The 21324-nt window shown below is 54.4% G+C and carries 23 protein-coding genes and 1 pseudogene; 7 read left to right on the top strand and 17 right to left on the bottom strand.

The window, feature by feature from the left end:
- Window positions 1–284: 284 nt before the first annotated feature.
- From ptsH to crr, 3 genes are read left to right on the top strand one after another with little or no spacing between them, the layout of a single operon-like run.
- A complete protein-coding gene (gene ptsH, locus F4V72_RS15885; RefSeq protein WP_023248132.1) occupies window positions 285–542 on the top strand; it encodes a phosphocarrier protein Hpr in 258 nt (85 codons plus the stop codon).
- 47 nt (window positions 543–589) lie between these two features.
- The gene (gene ptsI, locus F4V72_RS15880) at window positions 590–2317 is read left to right on the top strand and encodes a phosphoenolpyruvate-protein phosphotransferase PtsI (RefSeq protein WP_136058155.1); all 1728 of its coding nucleotides are present in this window, start codon (window positions 590–592) and stop codon (window positions 2315–2317) included.
- A 40-nt stretch (window positions 2318–2357) separates the two neighbouring features.
- Window positions 2358–2867, top strand: a complete 510-nt coding sequence (gene crr, locus F4V72_RS15875) for a PTS glucose transporter subunit IIA (protein ID WP_000522253.1) — start codon at window positions 2358–2360, stop codon at window positions 2865–2867.
- 95 nt (window positions 2868–2962) lie between these two features.
- Here crr and F4V72_RS15870 read toward each other — a convergent pair whose 3' ends face one another.
- Together F4V72_RS15870 and pdxK are read right to left on the bottom strand one after the other, a co-directional pair.
- Window positions 2963–3202: a hypothetical protein gene (locus tag F4V72_RS15870; protein ID WP_000844545.1), complete on the bottom strand. Its 240-nt coding sequence runs from the start codon at window positions 3200–3202 to the stop codon at window positions 2963–2965.
- Window positions 3199–4065: a pyridoxine/pyridoxal/pyridoxamine kinase gene (pdxK, locus tag F4V72_RS15865; RefSeq protein ID WP_063390675.1), complete on the bottom strand. Its 867-nt coding sequence runs from the start codon at window positions 4063–4065 to the stop codon at window positions 3199–3201. The genes F4V72_RS15870 and pdxK overlap by 4 nt, the downstream gene beginning before the upstream one ends.
- A gap of 82 nt (window positions 4066–4147) precedes the next feature.
- Here pdxK and ptsJ point away from each other — a divergent pair, with 82 nt between their 5' ends.
- Both ptsJ and F4V72_RS15855 read left to right on the top strand, forming a co-directional pair.
- On the top strand, window positions 4148–5440 hold the full coding sequence (gene ptsJ, locus F4V72_RS15860) for a transcriptional regulator PtsJ (protein WP_023248134.1): 1293 nt from the start codon (window positions 4148–4150) through the stop codon (window positions 5438–5440).
- A 14-nt stretch (window positions 5441–5454) separates the two neighbouring features.
- Window positions 5455–6171, top strand: coding sequence for a type 1 glutamine amidotransferase (locus F4V72_RS15855; RefSeq protein ID WP_023248135.1), 717 nt, complete (start codon window positions 5455–5457; stop codon window positions 6169–6171).
- A gap of 90 nt (window positions 6172–6261) precedes the next feature.
- On the opposite strand, the gene cysM is transcribed toward F4V72_RS15855, so the two are convergent.
- The 10 genes and pseudogenes from cysM to F4V72_RS15805 form a co-directional block, all read right to left on the bottom strand.
- Window positions 6262–7173, bottom strand: coding sequence for a cysteine synthase CysM (gene cysM, locus F4V72_RS15850; RefSeq protein ID WP_023248136.1), 912 nt, complete (start codon window positions 7171–7173; stop codon window positions 6262–6264).
- Between the two features lie 67 nt (window positions 7174–7240).
- Window positions 7241–8338 carry a sulfate/thiosulfate ABC transporter ATP-binding protein CysA gene (gene cysA, locus F4V72_RS15845; RefSeq protein ID WP_023248137.1) on the bottom strand — a complete coding sequence of 366 codons (1098 nt, stop codon included), beginning with the start codon at window positions 8336–8338 and terminating at the stop codon, window positions 7241–7243.
- A complete protein-coding gene (cysW, locus tag F4V72_RS15840) occupies window positions 8328–9203 on the bottom strand; it encodes a sulfate/thiosulfate ABC transporter permease CysW (RefSeq protein ID WP_023248138.1) in 876 nt (291 codons plus the stop codon). The genes cysA and cysW overlap by 11 nt, the downstream gene beginning before the upstream one ends.
- Entirely contained in the window at window positions 9203–10036 is an 834-nt protein-coding gene (cysT, locus tag F4V72_RS15835) for a sulfate/thiosulfate ABC transporter permease CysT (RefSeq protein WP_000881745.1), read from the bottom strand. Before cysT ends, cysW begins: the two co-directional genes overlap by 1 nt.
- Window positions 10036–11052, bottom strand: a complete 1017-nt coding sequence (cysP, locus tag F4V72_RS15830) for a thiosulfate/sulfate ABC transporter substrate-binding protein CysP (protein ID WP_023248140.1) — start codon at window positions 11050–11052, stop codon at window positions 10036–10038. The genes cysT and cysP overlap by 1 nt, the downstream gene beginning before the upstream one ends.
- Before the next feature lie 157 nt (window positions 11053–11209).
- Entirely contained in the window at window positions 11210–12001 is a 792-nt protein-coding gene (gene ucpA / locus F4V72_RS15825) for an SDR family oxidoreductase UcpA (protein WP_150342473.1), read from the bottom strand.
- A 159-nt stretch (window positions 12002–12160) separates the two neighbouring features.
- Window positions 12161–13060, bottom strand: a complete 900-nt coding sequence (locus F4V72_RS15820) for a Dyp-type peroxidase (protein ID WP_070802075.1) — start codon at window positions 13058–13060, stop codon at window positions 12161–12163.
- A gap of 94 nt (window positions 13061–13154) precedes the next feature.
- Window positions 13155–13730 (bottom strand): RpoE-regulated lipoprotein, encoded by a 576-nt coding sequence (locus F4V72_RS15815; protein WP_053507807.1) that lies wholly within the window; start codon window positions 13728–13730, stop codon window positions 13155–13157.
- A 61-nt stretch (window positions 13731–13791) separates the two neighbouring features.
- Window positions 13792–14240: pseudogene (locus tag F4V72_RS15810) on the bottom strand (DUF2919 domain-containing protein).
- The gene (locus F4V72_RS15805) at window positions 14227–14652 is read right to left on the bottom strand and encodes a GNAT family acetyltransferase (protein WP_023248145.1); all 426 of its coding nucleotides are present in this window, start codon (window positions 14650–14652) and stop codon (window positions 14227–14229) included. The pseudogene F4V72_RS15810 and the gene F4V72_RS15805 overlap by 14 nt, the downstream one beginning before the upstream one ends.
- 212 nt (window positions 14653–14864) lie before the next feature.
- Here F4V72_RS15805 and amiA point away from each other — a divergent pair, with 212 nt between their 5' ends.
- Both amiA and hemF read left to right on the top strand, forming a co-directional pair.
- The gene (amiA, locus tag F4V72_RS15800) at window positions 14865–15734 is read left to right on the top strand and encodes an N-acetylmuramoyl-L-alanine amidase AmiA (RefSeq protein ID WP_136058154.1); all 870 of its coding nucleotides are present in this window, start codon (window positions 14865–14867) and stop codon (window positions 15732–15734) included.
- Between the two features lie 2 nt (window positions 15735–15736).
- Window positions 15737–16663: an oxygen-dependent coproporphyrinogen oxidase gene (gene hemF, locus F4V72_RS15795; RefSeq protein WP_080070318.1), complete on the top strand. Its 927-nt coding sequence runs from the start codon at window positions 15737–15739 to the stop codon at window positions 16661–16663.
- A gap of 98 nt (window positions 16664–16761) precedes the next feature.
- On the opposite strand, the gene eutR is transcribed toward hemF, so the two are convergent.
- From eutR to eutB, 5 genes are read right to left on the bottom strand one after another with little or no spacing between them, the layout of a single operon-like run.
- The gene (eutR, locus tag F4V72_RS15790; protein WP_000753666.1) at window positions 16762–17814 is read right to left on the bottom strand and encodes an HTH-type transcriptional regulator EutR; all 1053 of its coding nucleotides are present in this window, start codon (window positions 17812–17814) and stop codon (window positions 16762–16764) included.
- Window positions 17815–17861: 47 nt separating this feature from the next.
- Window positions 17862–18356, bottom strand: coding sequence for an ethanolamine utilization microcompartment protein EutK (gene eutK / locus F4V72_RS15785; protein ID WP_079817388.1), 495 nt, complete (start codon window positions 18354–18356; stop codon window positions 17862–17864).
- A gap of 12 nt (window positions 18357–18368) precedes the next feature.
- On the bottom strand, window positions 18369–19028 hold the full coding sequence (gene eutL / locus F4V72_RS15780) for an ethanolamine utilization microcompartment protein EutL (protein WP_079817387.1): 660 nt from the start codon (window positions 19026–19028) through the stop codon (window positions 18369–18371).
- A 9-nt stretch (window positions 19029–19037) separates the two neighbouring features.
- Complete coding sequence (gene eutC, locus F4V72_RS15775; RefSeq protein WP_136058153.1) at window positions 19038–19934, bottom strand: ethanolamine ammonia-lyase subunit EutC; 897 nt, start codon at window positions 19932–19934, stop codon at window positions 19038–19040.
- Window positions 19935–19952: 18 nt separating this feature from the next.
- Window positions 19953–21314 carry an ethanolamine ammonia-lyase subunit alpha gene (gene eutB / locus F4V72_RS15770; RefSeq protein ID WP_000769996.1) on the bottom strand — a complete coding sequence of 454 codons (1362 nt, stop codon included), beginning with the start codon at window positions 21312–21314 and terminating at the stop codon, window positions 19953–19955.
- Window positions 21315–21324 lie beyond the last annotated feature (10 nt).

The following is a 21324-nucleotide window of genomic DNA, read 5'->3' as shown; positions in this document are numbered from 1 at the left end:
GAACTGGTATTTAACCAGACTAATTATTTTGATGCGCGAAATTAATCGTTACAGGAAAAGCGTTAGCTGAATCGATTTTATGATTTGGTTCAAATCTTCCTTTCGCGGCATAATGTTTAATGACGAGCGAAACGTCAGCGGCCATAAGTTGCCAGCAACGGATTGCGTAGAACACCTTTTGTGTCGCGTCCCGTTTACGCCAGCGCTAACAATACAGGCTAAAGTTGAGCCGCCAGGCTAGACTTTAGTTCCACAACACTAAACCTATAAGTTGGGGAAATACAATGTTCCAGCAAGAAGTTACCATTACCGCTCCGAACGGTCTGCACACCCGCCCTGCTGCTCAGTTTGTTAAAGAAGCAAAAGGCTTTACTTCTGAGATTACTGTGACTTCCAACGGCAAAAGCGCCAGCGCGAAAAGCCTGTTTAAACTGCAGACTCTGGGCCTGACTCAAGGCACCATCGTCACCATCTCCGCAGAAGGTGAAGATGAGCAGAAAGCGGTTGAACATCTGGTCAAACTGATGGCGGAACTCGAGTAAGTTTTTTCCGGGTTCTTTTAAAAATCAGTCACAAGTAAGGTAGGGTTATGATTTCAGGCATTTTAGCATCCCCGGGTATCGCTTTCGGCAAAGCACTGCTGCTGAAAGAAGACGAAATCGTCATTGACCGGAAAAAAATTTCTGCCGACAAGGTTGATCAGGAAGTTGAACGTTTTCTGAGCGGTCGTGCCAAGGCATCTGCGCAACTGGAAGCGATCAAGACAAAAGCTGGTGAAACGTTCGGTGAAGAAAAAGAAGCCATCTTTGAAGGGCATATTATGCTGCTCGAAGATGAGGAGCTGGAGCAGGAAATCATAGCCCTGATTAAAGATAAGCACATGACGGCTGACGCAGCCGCACATGAAGTTATCGAAGGTCAGGCCACTGCCCTGGAAGAACTGGATGACGAATACCTGAAAGAGCGTGCGGCTGACGTACGTGATATCGGTAAGCGCCTGCTGCGCAACATCCTGGGTCTGGCCATTATCGATCTGAGCGCAATTCAGGAAGAAGTTATCCTGGTAGCCGCCGATCTTACGCCGTCAGAAACCGCGCAGTTGAACCTGCAGAAAGTGCTGGGTTTCATCACCGATGCGGGCGGACGCACGTCTCATACCTCCATCATGGCACGTTCTCTGGAACTGCCGGCGCTCGTAGGTACCGGTAGCGTCACCTCTCAGGTGAAAAACGGCGACTATCTGATTCTGGATGCCGTAAACAACCAGGTTTACGTCAACCCGACCAACGATGTTATTGAGCAACTGCGCGCCGTTCAGGAGCAGGTTGCGACCGAGAAAGCGGAACTCGCAAAACTGAAAGATCTGCCGGCAATCACGCTGGATGGACATCAGGTTGAAGTTTGCGCCAACATCGGTACCGTTCGTGACGTTGAAGGCGCTGAGCGTAACGGCGCGGAAGGCGTTGGTCTGTATCGTACTGAATTCCTGTTCATGGATCGCGACGCGCTGCCGACGGAAGAAGAGCAGTTTGCCGCATATAAAGCGGTCGCTGAAGCGTGCGGCTCGCAGGCGGTTATCGTCCGTACCATGGACATTGGCGGCGACAAAGAGCTGCCGTACATGAACTTCCCGAAAGAAGAAAACCCATTCCTGGGCTGGCGCGCCGTGCGTATCGCCATGGATCGCAAAGAGATCCTGCGTGACCAGGTTCGTGCGATTCTGCGCGCTTCCGCTTTCGGTAAATTGCGCATTATGTTCCCGATGATCATCTCAGTTGAAGAAGTTCGCGCGCTGCGCAAAGAGATTGAAATCTACAAACAGGAACTGCGTGACGAAGGTAAAGCATTTGACGAAAGCATTGAGATTGGCGTGATGGTGGAAACACCGGCTGCGGCGACAATTGCACGTCATTTAGCCAAAGAAGTTGATTTCTTTAGTATCGGCACCAATGATTTAACACAGTACACCCTGGCAGTTGACCGTGGTAATGATATGATTTCACACCTTTACCAGCCAATGTCACCGTCCGTACTGAACTTGATCAAGCAAGTTATTGATGCTTCTCATGCAGAAGGTAAATGGACTGGCATGTGTGGTGAGCTTGCAGGCGATGAACGTGCTACACTTCTGTTGCTGGGGATGGGTCTGGACGAATTCTCTATGAGCGCCATTTCTATCCCGCGCATTAAGAAGATTATCCGTAACACGAACTTCGAAGATGCGAAGGTGTTAGCAGAGCAGGCTCTTGCTCAACCGACAACGGACGAGTTAATGACGCTGGTTAACAAGTTCATTGAAGAAAAAACAATCTGCTAATCCACGAGATGCGGCCCAATTTACTGCTTAGGAGAAGATCATGGGTTTGTTCGATAAACTAAAATCTCTGGTTTCTGATGATAAGAAAGACACCGGAACTATTGAGATTGTTGCCCCGCTCTCTGGCGAGATCGTCAACATCGAAGACGTGCCGGATGTAGTTTTTGCTGAAAAAATCGTTGGTGATGGCATCGCTATCAAACCAACTGGTAACAAAATGGTCGCCCCTGTTGACGGTACCATCGGCAAAATCTTTGAAACCAACCATGCGTTCTCTATCGAATCCGATAGCGGCATTGAGCTGTTCGTTCACTTCGGTATCGACACCGTTGAGCTGAAAGGCGAAGGCTTCAAGCGTATTGCTGAAGAAGGTCAGCGCGTGAAAGTTGGCGATCCGGTCATTGAGTTCGATCTGCCGTTGCTGGAAGAAAAAGCCAAGTCTACCCTGACTCCGGTTGTTATCTCCAACATGGATGAAATCAAAGAACTGATCAAACTGTCCGGTAGCGTGACCGTGGGTGAAACTCCGGTTATCCGCATTAAGAAGTAATTCTTACCGCAGTGAAGAATGGCGCCTTTGGGCGCCATTTTTTTGTCTGCATACAGTGTAGGTCAGGATACAGGCGTTTACGTTGTCATCTGGCATCACAGCGCCGAGGTCACCGGTCGGTAACATTTCTCGCGCATCAGGATTTTCATCCCCTCCGGCCCGCTCTCCAACATCCGCCGCTCTGAGTCGGATACCAGTAGTTCGCACTGATACCCGCCAGCCATACTAAACATCGCTCGCGCCACACAGATATCTTCCAGCGCGTCCAGCCCGCTCGTTTCAAAATGCCCCACGATACGTCCCTGCTGGCGAACCACCAGCCGATAACTCTTCATCGCGCCTCCCCTGCCGGCGGCAGAATTAACTCATCACAGCCACACTGCTGTGTCCAGGTCATCACCTCCAGCACGCGCTGCGCTGCATCTTTTGCCGCGGTCGTCAGTTTTTTTCCCTGCACAATACCGCTAACCAGCTCGGCGCAGAAGAGATCTCCCGTCCCTTTTAACTCCGTCGCCACCCGCGGATGGGCAAAGACCTCCACGACCTGCGCGGTAACAACGGCAACCGTTATGGTCTCCAGAGATTCGCCCGGCGCGCTGGTGATAACCACCCATTTCAGCGTATCGGAAAGCAGCGATTGCGCCGCCGCCACCGCCTCTTCCAGCGTGCGGCACGGTTTACCGCTCAGCATCTCCAGCTCAAATACGTTCGGCGTTAGCCCCTGCGCCTGCGGCAGTAAATGCGTGCGATAGGCCTGCGGAATTTCCGCCTGCACATACATTCCACTGTCGGTATCGCCAATGACCGGATCGACAAGAATACAGACCTCCGGATGCGAAGCCCGAATTGCCATTAGCCACTTCGAAAGCAATACAATTTGGTCTGCGCTGCCCATGTAACCGGTGGTAATCGCTTTTAATTCGCGTAACGCATCACGCTCATTCAACGCCGTAAGGTAGCCTGCAAACCACTCGGCGGGAATAATGCCGCCATAAAACGTTTTATAGTGCGGCGTATTGCTGAACAGCACCGTCGGGACCGCCGTCACCTGTAAACCCTGCGCTTTTATCGCCGGTACGGCAATACTGTTGCCGACGCTGCCGTACACGACCTGTGACTGAACGGCGACAATGTCGGTCTGTAACGCCCGATGGTTGTCGTCGAAGAGTACTGACTGGATATCACTCTCTTGCCCCATAAAATTTTCCTCTCGCTGGACAGCAGACTATCGCCTCATTATTATCGTCATATGCTAAAATTCATTTTGTCATAGGTCAATAATGATCGACGGAAAAACCGCCAGCGAAATTTTTAACAGTATTCGTCAGCACATTTCCGCTGGCACGTTACGGGCGGAGGACTCGCTCCCGCCGGTACGGGAGCTGGCAAGCGCATTAAAGGTGAACCGCAATACCGTCGCAGCAGCGTATAAACGGCTGATAACGGCGGGACTGGCGCAAAGTTTAGGCCGTAATGGAACGGTGATTAAAGGCAGTCCGTCTCCGGTAGCGCTGGAAGGCGGCGATCCGCATACACCTCTGCACGACCTTTCCGGCGGCAATCCTGATCCGCAGCGTCTGCCCGACCTCAGCCGTTATTTTGCCCGCCTCAACCGCACGCCGCATCTCTACGGCGATGCGCCCGTTTCGCCTGAACTACATGCCTGGGCGGTGCGCTGGCTACGGGATGCCACACCCGTCGCAGGCGAAATTGATATCACCAGCGGAGCTATCGACGCCATCGAAAGGCTGCTTAGCGCGCATCTGTTGCCGGGCGACAGCGTCGCGGTGGAAGATCCCTGTTTTTTAAGCAGTATCAATATGCTGCGCTATGCCGGTTTTAGCGCCAGTCCGGTCAGCGTGGATAGCGAAGGAATGCAGCCTGAAAAGCTGGAGCAAGCGCTAAACCAGGGCGCGCGGGCGGTGATCTTAACGCCGCGTGCGCACAACCCTACTGGCTGTAGCCTGAGCGCTCGCCGCGCCGCCGCGCTGCAAAATATGCTGGCGCGTTACCCTCAGGTACTGGTCATTATCGACGATCACTTCGCTCTTCTTTCTTCGTCGCCCTGGCAGCCGGTTATTGCGCAGACAACGCAACACTGGGCGGTGATACGCTCCGTTTCCAAAACCCTCGGCCCCGATTTACGTCTCGCTATTGTCGCCAGCGACAGCGCGACCTCGGCAAAACTTCGGCTGCGGCTAAATGCCGGTAGCCAGTGGGTCAGCCATCTGTTACAGGATCTGGTCTGCGCCTGCCTGACCGACCCTGAGTATCAGCACAAGCTGGCGCAAACGCGGCTGTTTTACGCCGACCGGCAACAAAAACTGGCCCGCGCCCTACAGCAGCATCGCATCGCCATTTCTCCCGGTGACGGCCTGAATACCTGGCTCCCGCTGGAAACCCATAGCCAGGCCACCGCGTTTACGCTGGCAAAATCCGGCTGGCTGGTACGTGAGGGAGAAGCCTTTGGCGTAAGCGCGCCATCTCACGGTCTACGTATCACGTTGTCAACATTAAATGACAGCGAGATCAACACGCTGGCGGCTGATATCCATCAGGCGCTAAATCGCTAACAGGAGAAAATAACGTGCGAGTTCATTTTGTTGTCCATGAGTCGTTTGAATCCGCTGGCGCTTATTTGAAATGGGCTGAAGATCGCAGTTATGCCATTTCATGGTCGCGCGTCTATGCCGGAGAAGCGCTACCGCGCAATGCCGATGAGTTCGATATGCTCGTTGTATTTGGCGGTCCGCAGTCGCCGCGCACCACCCGCGAAGCGTGCCCGTACTTTGACTCTTGCGCCGAGCAGCACTTAATTAATCAGGCGATTACGGCCCGGCGAATAGTTATCGGCATCTGTCTTGGTTCGCAGCTCATTGGCGAGGCGCTGGGCGCCGCTGTGTGTCAAAGCCCGGAAAAAGAGATTGGTCACTACCCTATTACGCTCACTGAAGCCGGTCTGCGGCATCCGCTTATCGCCCATTTTGGCTCTCCGTTAACCGTCGGCCACTGGCACAACGATATGCCGGGACTCACCGATCAGGCGATTGTGCTGGCGGAAAGCGAAGGCTGTCCACGTCAGATAGTGCAGTATGGCAATTTTGTCTATGGCTTCCAGTGTCATATGGAATTTACCGTCGAGGCGGTTGAAGAATTAATCCAACATTCGCAGCAGGAGCTGGCCGACGCGCAAGGGAAGCGTTTTATCCGCTCAGTCGCCGAGATGCGCGCATGGGATTACCAGCGGATGCATGAAAAACTGTGGCTATTCCTTGATAAGCTGGTGGAAAAACGTAACGATTAAACATCGTAGGCCGGATAAGACGCTTTGCGTCGTCATCCGGCGATCGTGCCGTAATTTGCCTGATGGCGCTATGCTTATCAGGCCTACACGCTAAATCCCTGCCCCCTGGCTGAAATGCTCTTCGCCAAACACACCAGTAGACAAGTAACGGTCGCCGCGATCGCAGATAATCGCCACCACTAGCGCGCCAGGGTTAGCCTTCGCCATTCGAATCGCACCGGCTACCGCGCCGCCGGAACTCACGCCGCAAAAAATACCTTCACGCACCGCCAGCTCACGCATGGTGTTTTCCGCCTCCTGCTGATGAATATCCAGTACCTCATCTACCAGCGACGCACTGAAAATACCGGGCATATATTCCGCGGGCCAGCGCCGAATCCCCGGAATACTGCTCCCCTCTTGTGGCTGCAAACCGACAATCGTCACTGGCTTTTCCTGCTCACGCAGAAAACGCGAAACGCCGGTAATCGTACCGGTAGTGCCCATGCTGGAAACAAAATGGGTGATCCGCCCTGCGGTTTGACGCCAGATTTCCGGGCCGGTGGTCGTGTAGTGGGCGTATGGATTATCAGGATTATTAAACTGATCGAGCAGTTTGCCCTCGCCGCGTTCAGCCAGGGACAGCGCCAGATCGCGCGCGCCCTCCATTCCCTGTTCTTTGGTGACCAGGATCAGTTCCGCGCCATACGCCCGCATTGCCGCCCGACGCTCCTGACTCATGTTGTCTGGCATCAACAGCTTCATGCGGTAACCTTTCAGCGCGGCGATCATCGCCAGCGCAATCCCGGTGTTGCCGCTGGTCGCTTCAATCAGGACATCGCCCGGTTTAATTTCCCCGCGCTTTTCCGCCTCGACGATCATCGACAGCGCCGCGCGATCCTTAACCGACCCTGCCGGATTATTGCCTTCCAGCTTGAGCCAAATTTCACTGCCATTATCCGGCGTCATCCGCTGTAATTTTATCAACGGCGTATTACCGATTGTGTGTTCTAATGTGTTCACGTTTTCAGCTCGTAAAAAAGCCCGGTATGCGTAGCGCCACCGGGCGATAACTATACAAATTAACCTATCAGGCCGATTGCGCCAGTGCAAGTTCCTCTTCACGCGTTTCAATACGCTGGTCGCCGTTATACAGACGCGCTTTTTGCAGTCCAACAAACAGCCGCTCACCGCGACTCGGGGACTCATCGCCCTGCATGATGACCGTCAGCGGTTCGTTATACCACCCGAGGGGTTGTACAACTAATTGGGTGTAGTGTCCTTTCGGACTGGCTTCCAGCACCTGCACTGGCAACGGCGAATCCAGGCTGGTACGGCGGCTCACGTCCACTTCCCATGGCCGTAGGAACAGATCGACCGGCCCCTGGTACGCGGGCGTATAACCCAGCGGCCAGCGATGTGCGCCAACGTGAAACTGCCCTCCGCGTACGGTGCCTTTCAGGCGGTTCACCTCGCCCATAAACTCCAGTACGAAGCGGGTAGCCGGTTCACGCCACACCCGATCCGGCGCATCAGCCTGTTCGATATTGCCCTGACTCATCACCACCACCCGATCCGCCACTTCCGTCGCTTCTTCCTGATCGTGGGTGACAAAGACGCTGGTGAATTTCAGTTCTTCATGTAGCTGCCGCAACCAGCGACGTAATTCTTTACGTACCTGGGCATCCAGCGCGCCAAACGGTTCATCCAGCAGTAGAATTTGTGGTTCCACGGCAAGCGCGCGCGCCAGCGCCACGCGCTGTTTTTGTCCGCCGGAAAGCTGGGCGGGAAAGCGATCCGCGAGGTGCGCCAGTTGCACCATCTCCAGCAATTGCGTCACTTTCGTTTTAATCGCCGCCGCAGTTGGGCGGTCGCGTCGCGGCAGCACCGTCAGGCCAAAAGCGATGTTGTCAAACACCGTCATATGGCGAAACAGCGCATAGTGCTGAAACACAAAACCGACTTTACGCTCACGCGCGTGCAGGCGACTAACGTCCGTACCGTGGAAACGAATATGGCCGCTGGACTGATGTTCCAGCCCGGCAATAATGCGCAGCAACGTCGTTTTGCCGGAACCAGACGGCCCCAACAAGGCAACCATCTGGCCGGAAGGAATATCCAGCGAGATATCATTCAGTACCAGAGTACGACCAAACGATTTCTTAATTCTGGCGATCTCAATGCTCATGATTTTTCTCCTGTTGCGCGCGTTTTTCCTGATTCTCCAGACGCCATTGCAACATGCTCTTCAAAAACAGGGTAATAATCGCCATTAGCGTCAACAATGCGGCGGCGGTAAAGGAGCCGACGGTATTGTAGTCCTGCTCCAGTAATTCAATCTGTAACGGTAGCGATAACGTTTCGCCGCGAATCGAGCCGGACACCACCGACACCGCGCCAAACTCGCCAATCGCACGGGCATTGGTTAATACCACGCCGTAGAGTAGCGCCCAGCGAATATTCGGCAACGTCACGCGGCGGAACATTTGCCAGCCGGACGCGCCCAGTAAAATCGCCGCCTCATCTTCCTGGCTGCCCTGACTGAGCATCACCGGCACCAGTTCGCGCACCACAAACGGACAGGTGACGAAAATAGTGACCAGCACCATCCCCGGCCAGGAGAACATAATTTGCAGATTATGCTCATCCAGCCAGCCGCCCAACGGGCCGTTGGAGCCATAAAACAGCAGATAGACCAGACCGGCCACCACCGGCGAGACGGCGAAAGGAATATCCAGCAGGGTCAGCAGTAGCTGACGTCCGGGAAAGTTAAAGCGCGTCACCAGCCACGCCAGCAGAATGCCGAACACCAGATTCACCGGTACTGCGATCAAGGCGATCAACACCGTCAGCCAGATGGCGTGCAGCATGTCCGGATCGGCCAGATTTTGCAGTACCGGCATTAACCCTTTGCTGAACGCCTGCACGAAGATGTAAATCATCGGCACCAGCAGGATAAACGCCGAGACCAGCATCCCGACGCCAATCAGAAACCATTTTCCCCAGTTAATGCGGGGGACGTTGTATCGCTTCAATTGAGCAACGATCGCCATTAATGACCTACCACACGTCGACCAAAGCGACTTTGCAAAGTATTGATAGAGAACAGCAGCAGCAAGGATGCCGCAAGGATCACCGAAGCAATGGCGCTGGCGGCCGGGTAATCAAACTCCTGCAAACGCACAAAAATCATCAGCGAGGTCACTTCTGTTTTCCAGGCAATATTCCCGGCGATAAAAATTACCGCTCCAAACTCGCCCAGGCTACGGGTAAAAGAGAGCGCCACGCCGGCAATCAGCGCAGGCGACAGCTCAGGCAGCACCACTTTGCGAAAACTTTGCAGGCGGGTAGCCCCCAGTGTTTGTGCCGCTTCTTCATATTCCGGCCCCAGCTCTTCCAGTACCGGCTGGACGGTGCGCACCACAAATGGAATGCTGGTAAAGGCCATCGCCACCGCAATACCGAGCCAGGTATAGGTCACTTTGATATCAAACTGCGCAAGAAACTGACCGTAGAAACCGTTCACTGAGAACAGCGAGGCCAGCGTTAACCCCGCAACCGCCGTCGGCAGCGCAAACGGCAGATCCATCAGCGCATCCAGCAACGTGCGCCCTGGAAAACGGTAGCGGGTTAAAATCCACGCCATCAGCAGACCAAACACACCGTTAAAAATCGACGCCACAAATGCCGCCAGTAGCGTCACTTTATAGGCAGCCACCACCTGTGGGTTGGTCACGACATCCCAGTATTGCGCCCAGCTCATCTGTGAGAGCTGCATCACCAGCGCGCTCAACGGCAACAGCAGGATCAGGCAGACAAACAGCAAACTGGTGCCGAGGCTTAACGTAAAGCCGGGCAGCACGCGTCGGGAAGAAACGGCAAGCATTACTTACGCCCCGCCGCCAACAGTTTGTCCAGCTCGCCGCCGCTGGCAAAGTGCGTTTTCATCACTTCCGGCCAGGAACCAAATTTTTCTTCCACGCGGAACAGTTCGGTCTGCGGGAATTTATCTGTCTGCTTGCCCATGATTTCCGGGTTATTCACGCGGTAGTAGTAATGGGTGATGATGGTCTGCGCCTGCGGGCTATACAGCCAGTTCAGGTAAGCTTTGGCGGCTTTTTCTGTGCCGTTGGCCTTCACGTTTTTATCCACCCAGGCGACCGGGAATTCAGCAAGAATATTAGTTTTCGGGATCACCACTTCAAATCCCTGGGCTTCATATTGTTTGCGGATATTGTTCACTTCCGATTCAAAACTAATCAGCACATCGCCAAGACCACGCTCCGCAAAGGTGGTCGTAGCGCCGCGCCCGCCGGTATCAAACACTTCGACGTTTTTCAGGAACTGGGTCATAAACTGTTCGGTTTTGGCTTTATCGCCGCCGTCCGCGTTATCCGCCGCTCCCCACGCCGCCAGATACGTGTAACGGGCGTTGCCGGAGGTTTTCGGGTTCGGGAAAATCAGCTTCACGTCTGAACGTACAAGGTCGCTCCAGTCGTGAATATTTTTCGGGTTCCCCTTGCGCACCAGGAAGCCCATCGTGGAGTAGAACGGCGAACTATTGTTCGGCAGACGGCTTTGCCAGTCGGCAGGGATCAGTTTGCCTTTATCATGGAGAATTTGTACGTCGGTCACCTGATTGTAGGTCACAACGTCTGCCTTCAGTCCCTGCAAAATCGCCAGCGCCTGTTTTGATGACCCGGCATGAGACTGCTTAATCGTCAGCTTATCACCGCCGTTATCTTTCGCCCATTGCTGCTCAAAAGGTGGATTGAGGGCGGCAAACAGCTCGCGGGAGACGTCGTAAGAGCTGTTCAGCAGTTCCGTCGCCTGTACCTGACCGACCAGTAACAGAGACGCCGCCAGCGTCAGAGCATTTTTTTTCAGGAAGTTAACGGCCATTACACACCCTTATAAATTTAATGACTTTCTATTAGTCATCATATTTATAACGAGTACAAAAGGAGTAACGGTTTTATATACCGTTTGTTGATTTGAAAGTCGAAAAGGGAATAAGAGAATCCCTCCCCACGCGGCGTGAGGAGGAGACCGGCATCAATCAGACGCCTACGCTCACGCTTTCAGGCAGGGTACTACCGCCATCAATGACGTTTTGCGTTCCGGTAAGATAACTGGACTCATCGGAAGCCAGAAATGCCGCCAGTTCCCCTACTTCCAGCGGATCGGCAAGACGGCGTAGCGGAATGGCTTTTGCCATTTCAGTTAATACCAATTCCGGATCGTCAGGGTTAGACTGACGGGCAATGCTTTCCGCCATTGGCGTTCTTACATAACCGGGGCAGATGGCATTCACGCGAATACCGGACTGCGCATACTCTACCGCCAGCGATTTGGTTAAACCGACAATGGCGGCTTTTGACAGCGCATAGGCCGTTTCACCCGGGTCTGCCACCATATCCCCCGTGACGGAAGACATCATCACAATGCGGCCATCTTTACGTTTGATCATCTCTGGCAGAACGGCTTTGGTCACGTTCCAGACACCTTTAATATTAATATCAATGTGAAAATCGCGATCTTCTTCACTCATATCAAGGAAGTTGCCCAGACGGCACACGCCAGCGTTATTCACCAAAATATCAATTCTACCTTCAGTCTCTTTAGCGCGCGCAACTGCCGCCTGCACCGAAGCAAAATCTCTGACGTCAGCCTTAACGGTAGTACAACGATGCCCGCGCCCGCCCAGTTCATCCGCCAGCTTTTCAATCTCATCGGAGATATCCAGCAAGATTAAGTTCGCGCCGTGGCGTGCGAATACGCGGGCAATCCCTTCGCCGATGCCCTGCGATGCGCCCGTAATCAATGCTGTCTTGCCCGTGAGTTTACCCATTTTCAATGTCTCCTTTTGAATATGGAGCCTTACACTCCATTAACACTGAAAATACAGTAATAACAAATAAGTACTGAGGAATAGCTCACTAATTCAGGTAAATCTTAGGTAAAAAAATCCCCGCGGAGGCGGGGATGAGCATTTTTATGCTACTTCGCCTTACAGCGTCAGCAGCCGATCCAGCGACGGCGCAAAATAGTAGCCGCCGGTCACCGGTTTGGTGAAGCGCAGCATCGCGTCGCGTTTACCGTCGGTATCGCCGAACATACTCAGAAGCTGCTGTTCGATATTATGCAGACGTGCACAGTAAGCGCAGAAATAGAGACCATGAGTACCGCTGGCGGTACCGTATGGCAGGCTCTGGCGCACAATCTTCAGCCCTTTGCCATCTTCTTTCAGATCCACGCGGCTCAGGTGAGACGTTGCCGGACGCGCATCGCCGTCAATCTCTTCATTAGCCTCTTTGGTACGACCGATCATCATCTCCTGATCCTGAATACTCATCCGGTTAAGTTGCTTGAGATTGTGTTCCCAACGCTGCACGAAAACATAACTGCCACCAGCATCCACACCATCTTTGATCACCGCCACTTCACGGCGCGTCTCTTCGCCCGCCGGATTTTCTGTCCCGTCGACAAAGCCGCTCAGATCGCGTTCTTCCACCCAACGGAAGCCGTGAACTTCTTCTTTCACGTCGATACAATCGCCGAAGGCTTCCATCGCCGCCTGGGCAACAGAAAAATTCACATCGTGGCGCAGGGAAAGGATGTGGATCAGCACGTCATACTGCGTGGCCGGCGCCAGCCCTTTACCATAAGGAATAAAATCTTTCAGTTCTTCCGCCCCGACACCGCCGCTCAGGGCGCGCCAGGTGTTGTTGCCAAACGCCACAACGGCCCCAAGATGGGCGTCCGGAAATTTGACTTCGAAGGTCGCCAGTTTATCGGCAAATGTTCTGCTGGCCGCGCGCAGGGCGTCCAGGTTGCCTTTCACATTGGCTTCAATCCAAATTGCCGCACGGCAATGTTCCGGCAAAATGCCGCTTTGAACCTGAGACATGATTCCTCCTGAAAATGAGAATGCCACGCAGTCGTGGCATTAATGGCGGCTATTTTACCTTGTTTTTAAGCGAAGCGGTTTGTTCAGACGCAAATTAACGACGCCAGATAATTTTACGCACGCCCCAGTTTTTTAAGGCGTCATCAGGAGGCATTAAACCTTCCGGTCCGCTCCACTCACCGGAGAAAACATAGCTAATATGCTGACTTCCCTCGGCTTTACATTCGACGCTGGTATGGTTATCGCTGGAAACCGGCTCGCAGTGACCAAAGGCTTTGCTGTAAAGGTCGCTAAACGGTGTACCGATTTTGACACCCGCGGCGGATGGGATATCGCTGTCCAGCACCTCAATACGGCTCACGGTTCCCTGCTCGCCGTTGATCACCATCGCGACGTTGTCGCCCTTCATCGCTTCGAAAAAGCGCACCACATTGCCGTTATCGGTTTTCATACCGCTACGCAGGCGATAATCGCCATCTAATGCCTTTGCAATAGCCTGCTCTTCCAGCGGCGTGGTGGCGGTCAGTTCTCCCACGCCTTGCTCAGTGACTTCTGTCGATGAACCAAACCAGTTCCACGGATTTGCGGCAGACCAGTTGACCGATGAGAGCGTCGAACAGCCGGTCAGCGCCAGCGGCAGGGCGAGTAAAGTCAAACGCAGCGATTTCATCTCACTTCCTTTCTTTTATTAATTAACGTTGGTTGGAGTGCGGGCTCGCCAAAAAGTGCCGTTATTCTTTCTCAAAGGGAAAACAGGCACGCAAACGTTGATTGGTTAACAGCCAGATCAGCGCGACGATGTCCGCCAGCAGCAGCGCCAGCCCGACGCCGTCGACCGGGTCGCCTCCCAGCCACATAATCGGCTGCCAGCACAGCAACACCAGTTGAGCGAGGATCAGGAATCCGCGTAGCCAGCGCCACACACCAGGAAACGCTTCACGCCGCCCGCTAAGCAAAAACGCCACTACCGCCGGAACGCCGGGCAACAGCCCCAGCCAAAAATTATTATGGTCGGGATAAAAAAGTTTAACAAAGTATTACCCTGTTCACGGGATGAACCGGCAATTACAAAGAGTATCCAGGCGCGCGCCTGAAGTAACAGTACGCACCAGAAGAGAAACGGCAGGCGTAAACGTCCGTGTACATCATAATCGGCTGGATGAAACTCAGTACTCTTCATCTTCAATCAGGCGTTTACCCAAACTCAGGGCGTCAGAATGCTCATACCCCAGACGTTCATACATGCCCAGCACAACGTCGTTATCATCACGCACCATAATTTGGATTTTTGGACAACCACGGGCGATGAGTTTTTTTTCCAGTCGGTTAAGCAGCGCATTCGCAATACCGCGCCCGCGGAACTCCGGGTGAACGCCCAGATAATACGCCGAGCCGCGATGCCCGTCATAACCGCCCATTACCGTACCGACCACTTCGCCGCTAACTTCGGCAACGAGGAACAAACTGACATCGTGAGTTACCTTGCGTTCAATATCCATTTCAGGATCGTTCCATGGACGCAGCAGGTCGCAACGCTCCCAGAGGGTGATCACCTCTTCGAAATCTTCCTGGCGAAAAACGCGTATTTCCATGGTATTCGTTGCCTTTTCGGGTGGAAAAACCAAGATTATGGCGCAAACATCTGATTCAGCCAATATCTGACGCGGTGTTGCGGAAAAAATGGCATAATGGCAATGTGTCACGTATTGAAATGAAAAGTAAAACAATTCTCATCACCAACCGTCGTAACGGATTACGCGATACGATATAACATCTTGAACTTAATTTTCACAACTCAGGCCGTATGAGCACTTTTAACCTCCTAAAAACTCTCACATCGCGCCGCCAGGTACTCAAAACAGGTCTGGCGGTCCTGACGCTGTCAGGTATATCACCTGCATTAGCCAAAGAAGACACGCTAAAAACCAGTAATGGGCACAGCAAACCCAAAACCAAAAAAACCGGCAGTAAACGGCTGGTGATGCTCGATCCCGGACACGGCGGCATCGATACCGGCGCGATTGGCCGCAACGGTTCTCAGGAAAAACACGTCGTGCTGGCCATTGCCAAAAACGTACGCGCTATTTTGCGAAATCACGGAATCGATGCGCGTTTAACCCGGACAGGGGATACCTTTATTCCGCTGTACGATCGGGTAGAAATCGCCCATAAGCACGGCGCGGATCTGTTTATGTCTATTCATGCCGATGGTTTTACCAACCCGAAAGCGGCGGGCGCTTCCGTTTTTGCGCTTTCCAACCGCGGGGCCAGTAGCGCCATGGCGAAGTATCTCTCCGAGCGCGAAAACCGCGCGGACGAAGTAGCGGGTAAAAAAGCCACTGACCGGGATCATCTATTACAACAAGTTTTGTTTGATCTGGTACAAACCGATACGATTAAAAACAGTCTGACGCTGGGTTCGCATATTCTCAAGAAAATCAAACCCATACACAAATTACACAGTCGCACTACCGAACAAGCGGCTTTCGTAGTGCTAAAATCACCGTCAATTCCATCGGTGCTGGTCGAAACCTCGTTTATTACCAATCCGGAAGAAGAACGCCTGCTGGGCACGACGGCGTTTCGCCAGAAAATCGCTACGGCGATCGCCAACGGCATCATCAGTTATTTTCACTGGTTTGATAACCAGAAAGCACACACGAAGAAACGGTAATCATGAAACCCGATGCACATCACGTAAAACAGTTTCTGCTACGCCTGCAGGATGATATTTGCCAAACGTTATCCGCTGTGGATGGCGCAAACTTTATCGAAGATAGCTGGCGACGCGAAGCGGGCGGCGGCGGACGCAGCCGGGTATTACGCAACGGCGGCATTTTCGAACAGGCGGGCGTTAACTTCTCTCACATTCACGGTGATGCGATGCCCGCGTCCGCCACCGCGCATCGGCCGGAGCTGGCCGGGCGTAGCTTTGAAGCGATGGGCGTGTCGCTGGTGGTGCATCCGCACAATCCGTATATTCCCACCAGCCACGCTAACGTGCGCTTTTTTATTGCCGAAAAACCGGGCGCCGATCCGGTGTGGTGGTTTGGCGGCGGGTTCGATTTAACGCCCTACTACGGCTTTGAAGAGGATGCCATTCACTGGCACCTTACCGCCCGCGACCTGTGTCAGCCGTTTGGCGACGATGTGTATCCGCGTTATAAAAAGTGGTGCGACGACTATTTCTACCTCAAACACCGCAACGAACAGCGCGGCGTTGGCGGACTGTTTTTTGACGATTTGAATACGCCGGATTTCGACCACTGTTTTGCTTTTATGCAGGCAGTAGGTAATGGCTACATCGGGGCATATTTACCGATTGTCGAACGACGCAAAGCGATGGTCTGGGGAGAGCGGGAGCGTAATTTTCAGCTTTATCGCCGCGGTCGCTACGTGGAGTTCAATCTGGTATGGGACAGAGGCACCCTGTTTGGTCTGCAAACTGGCGGGCGCACCGAATCCATTCTGATGTCGATGCCGCCGTTAGTGCGCTGGGAATACGACTATCAGCCCGAGGAAGGCAGTCCGGAAGCGGCATTGCGCGAGTTTATACAGGTACGCGACTGGGTGTCGTTACCTGATAATAATTCCGTTTCGTAGTCCGGATAAGACGCAACGCGTCGTCATCCGGCATGGGTATCATCTCATTGCCTGATGGCGGCTTGCGCCTTATCAGGCCTACCGACACCAGCTATACATCATGCCCATTGCCGCATCCGCTGATGCAGCGTCAACGACGGTTTTTCGGCAAATAATTGCTGATAATCGGTGGCAAATTGCCCCAAATGCCAGAATCCCCACTGCATAGCGGCATCTTTCACCGTCGTGCTTTGCGACCAGGGGCTTATCAGTTCCCGGCGTACCGCGTTTAAGCGAATACGTTTCAGCCACGCATTGGGACCAATGCCCAAAATCGCGTGAAACGCATTTTGCAGCGTGCGACGACTCACGTGCAGTTGATTACATAAATCGAGCACCGTCAGCGGCTCCGACATATTTTCCAGCACATATTCCCGCGCCCGCGACAGTAGCCTGCGGTATCCCTGATGGCTGATACTTTCGGCGCTATGAATCGGCTTCGCCTCTTCCAGCATCGTGCCCATCGCCAGCAACAAATTATCACTTAATACCTTTCGCACCGCAGGTTGATGAAGGGTTTCAGGACTCTCGCTGAAGGTGGCCAGCGCCTGCTGCACAAAGCCCCACAGCGCCGCTTTATGCTGCTCTTTTACCTCCAGCGCTAACTGGTTACGCAACATATGCAGCACCCTTTCCGGATTATGCAAAAACGTGGCCTGACGGGAAATAACATCTTCCGAGATAACGACGCCCAGAATGGTGTAATCATCCGGCGTACTCAGTTCAAATTCGGTGCCTCCCGGTCGGGTGGCAATCTCAGCGCTGCCGAGCCCCTGCGCGCCGATAAATCCCTGTTCGCCGCGCGTCGCCGGAATACCAAACCAGAAAGAGTTTGGCCAAACCAGACACGACTGACGCAGCGCCAGGCCGGTGTATTCACGGAACACCTGAATTTCATCAAGCAGGATTTCCGTGAACTCGCCATGAAATTTGCCCGGGTGTAGCTGATCGTAGATCTGCTGCCAGGCGGTAATGGTCAGGGCATGTTCATAGACATCCGTCGTCCGTCGCTGATGAACATTGTCCACCTCGACTCTGGGCGTAAGTTTAACGTCTTCGGGTAACGCTTCATGATAAAGATGGTGCAAATTCGCTGTACGGGTCTTTTTCATGATCTTCTATGCCGGACGCCCGCCAGGACGCCCGGCCCTCCGACAGATTAATTTTTGATGCGATAGCGACTACTGCGTTTACGCAACGCTCCGTCAGAAAAGAGTTGCTCCAGCACGTTTCTGGCCTGCTCCAGCGGCCAGCCAAAATGCGCGGCAACCTCTCCCGCCGTCATTCCCTGACGGACTGATGCCAACAGCGCCAGCAACGCTTCAGCGAACTCAGGCGTTGCGGGTACCTCGGGCGCTTTCTCAGTCGGCGTCGGTGCACGCGCAAACCCGCCAATCAGCCACTGGGTGTCCTCTTCCGGGCGACCAATTTCTTTGCGGCTAATCACACGGCCTGTGCGCTGCGCGGCGGCGCTTCCGGCATCCAGCGCCGCACGACACGCCGCCAGATCGCCCTCCACCACCAGCGCTAGCCTGCCAGGGTCGAGCACTTGATGACTGAGCAAGCGCACGTTGGCCGCTTTCAGCATGGCATCCGCCGCATCGACGGCGGCGACCATCCCGTCCACTTCCAGTAATCCCAGGGCATTGATCATTGGCAACCTCCGTTACGCACGCTGTACAGGGTTACGAGCGATATCCAGCACGGCGTCGGTAAAGGCGTTGCAGGCGGCTTTACACGCGGCCTGGCTTCCCGTTAAGAACGCAGCCGAATAGTTGGTTTCCGACGGCGGCGGCACGTAAGTCACCAGTTGAATGTCAGCGGACTTCATCGCCGCGTCAATGCCGAATGTCGCTTCCAGCGGCGGTGCCACCAGATAGGCCATTGGATCGCCCAGCGCGATACCTGCGGTAGACGAGAGATACGAGCCGGTACGCGAAACCACATGCGCCAGGAACGCCGTATTTTCCGCATCGTTCGCCCACTGGAACGCCGCGCCGTTTTCAATGCTGGCGACCATCGCATCCAGACCAGCGCGCACTTCCGCCGGGTTCGGTCCGCCCAGCATAATCAACACCTCACCCGCGGTAGGCGATGGCCCGTGAGCCGCCCCGGCGTATAGCGAACGGCCATACACCACTTCAACCATCGCCTGTTTGGTCGCTTCGTCAGCGGCAATATACGTCACGTCGTCAGAATCTGCCGTGATGAGTCCGAGGCTACGGATATGCGACGGTAATTTAAGTTCCCGCGCAAAGCCGTCATTCACGGAGGCAATCACGCGCATGGCAGTGACGGAAGGTCGAATCAAATCTAATGCTGGCATGATGTCTCCTTAACGGGTCATGTTGATACCGGACGCTTTCTGCGCCAGCATCCGTTTGGCCAAATCCACAATCACGGCGGCGGCTTCTACTGGCGGCGTCCCCCCCTGATGAATGTTTGAAATACAGGTTCTGTCGGCCTCGACGGTGGTTGCCACGCGCGGGGAATAGACGGCGTAGCAGGAGAGGCTTTCCGACTGGCCTAAGCCCGGGCGTTCGCCCACCAGCAAAATCACCACCTTCGCGCCAAGAAGCTCGCCAATCTGATCTTCAATCTTCACGCGGCCATAGCGCACAAAGAACGGCGTGCCGACGTTCAGCCCGGCCTGTTTCAGACCGGCAAGCAGCGGCGGCAGGATCTCTTCATAGTTGGCGGTGATCGCATCCGTAGAGAGGCCATCGGAGACCACCACCTGCACATCCGGGTTCATCACGCACTGCGACTTCAGCGCGTCAATGGCTTCCGGGCTCAGGCGACGCCCCATATCCGGGCGCGTCAGATACAGGTTTTTGTCGCTGATTTCCGAACGCACTTCCAGCAGCCCCTGGGCTTTCACCCATTCTTCCGGCACCTCTTTGAGCACCGTGTCTTTCGAACGGGAGTGATCGGCCAGGAAGCGCAACAGCGCCTGGGTACGTGGACGCGGCCCGGCACGACCAGTACAGACGCGTGCCGCAGTACTGCGACGCAGTTCGGTCAGCACGTCCGCACGATGCGGGTTCTCAACGCCAATCCAGGCTTTTGCCTCTGCGGAACCCAAATCCAGCGCGCAGCTTTCGGTCGCCGTCGGCGCGGCGCACTGCGGCTTTGCGCCTTCCTGCGTTGACGGCGCGACGGGTAGCGGTACGTCCTGTCCCATTGACGCCATCACGCTACGTACAATTTCTTCAATCTGTTTTTGATCCATGGTGTTATCCCCGCGTCATCAGAAGAACAGTGACGGATCGCCCGCCCGTTTGGTCAGACGACCATTTGCCATAATGCCCATCGTTTCCAGCCAGCGTTCAAACTCCGGCGACGGTCGTAAATTCAGCAACTGACGGACGGTGGCGGTATCGTGGAAGGCGGTGGTCTGGTAGTTGAGCATGATGTCGTCGCCGAGCGGCATCCCCATGATGTAGTTACAGCCAGCGGTGGCGAGCAGAATCATCAGGTTTTCGTTGAGATTCTGGTCGGCGTCGGCATGGTTGGTGTAGCAGCAGTCGCAGCCCATGGAGATGCCGCTCAGCTTGCCCATAAAGTGATCTTCGAGACCGGCGCGGATAATCTGCCGATCGTTGTAGAGATATTCCGGCCCGATAAAGCCCACCACGGTGTTAACCAGGAACGGATCGTAGTGCCGCGCCAGGCCATAATTACGCGCTTCCATCGTCACCTGGTCGGCACCAAAGTTCGCACCAGCCGACAGCGCTGAACCCTGTCCGGTTTCAAAGTACAGGCAGTTTTCCCCGGCGATGCGGTTGAACTCTGCCCCCACTGCCCGTGCTTCATCGAGCATAGCCAGCTCCACGCCGAACTCTTTTAAGCCCTTCTCGCTGCCGCAAATGCTCTGGAAAATCAGTCCGCCCGGCGCGCCCCGGCGTATCGCTTCAATCTGGGTGGTGACGTGCGCCAGCACGCAGCCCTGCGTCGGGATAGTGAATTTATCGATAACGCCGTAAACGGTATCGAGCACGCGAGTCAGGTTCTCCACGTCATCGGTCACCGGGTTAACGCCGATCACCGCATCACCTGCGCCGAAAGAAAGCCCTTCGTAGATTTGCGCGGCGATACTCTGTACATCGTCACGGGTATCGTTCGGCTGCAAACGGCAGCTAAAGGTGCCCGGAATACCGATGGTGGTATTGGCTTTTTTGATCACCGGCATTTTCTTGCCGCCGTAGATCAGGTCGGCGTTGGAGCAGATTTTCGCCACTGCCGCCACCACTTCGGAGGTCAGGCCTTTGCGGGTAAACGCGATGTCGTCCACGGAGGTTTCATCGCTCAGCACGTATTCGCGCAGTTCGCTGATGCTCCAGTTTTTAATCCGGTTATAGGCCGTTTCGTTGACGTCGTCCTGAATCAGGCGCGTCACGCAGTCCTCTTCATAGGCAATCACCGGGTTGTTGCGGATATCCGCCACCGTCATTTCCGACAGTACCTGTTTTGCCGCCACGCGCTCCTGAGAACTTGCCGCGGCAACCCCGGCCAGCACATCCCCCGAACGCAGTTCGTTGGCTTTAGCCAGTACCTCTTTTACATCCTTAAACTGATAAACATTGCCGAACAATGTGGTCTTTAGTTTCATAAGTCGTTCC

The organism is Salmonella enterica subsp. diarizonae (assembly GCF_008692785.1).
Taxonomy (GTDB): domain Bacteria; phylum Pseudomonadota; class Gammaproteobacteria; order Enterobacterales; family Enterobacteriaceae; genus Salmonella; species Salmonella diarizonae.
Note: the sequence above shows the minus strand (reverse complement) of the source record. Positions and strands in the feature narration are given on the sequence as shown.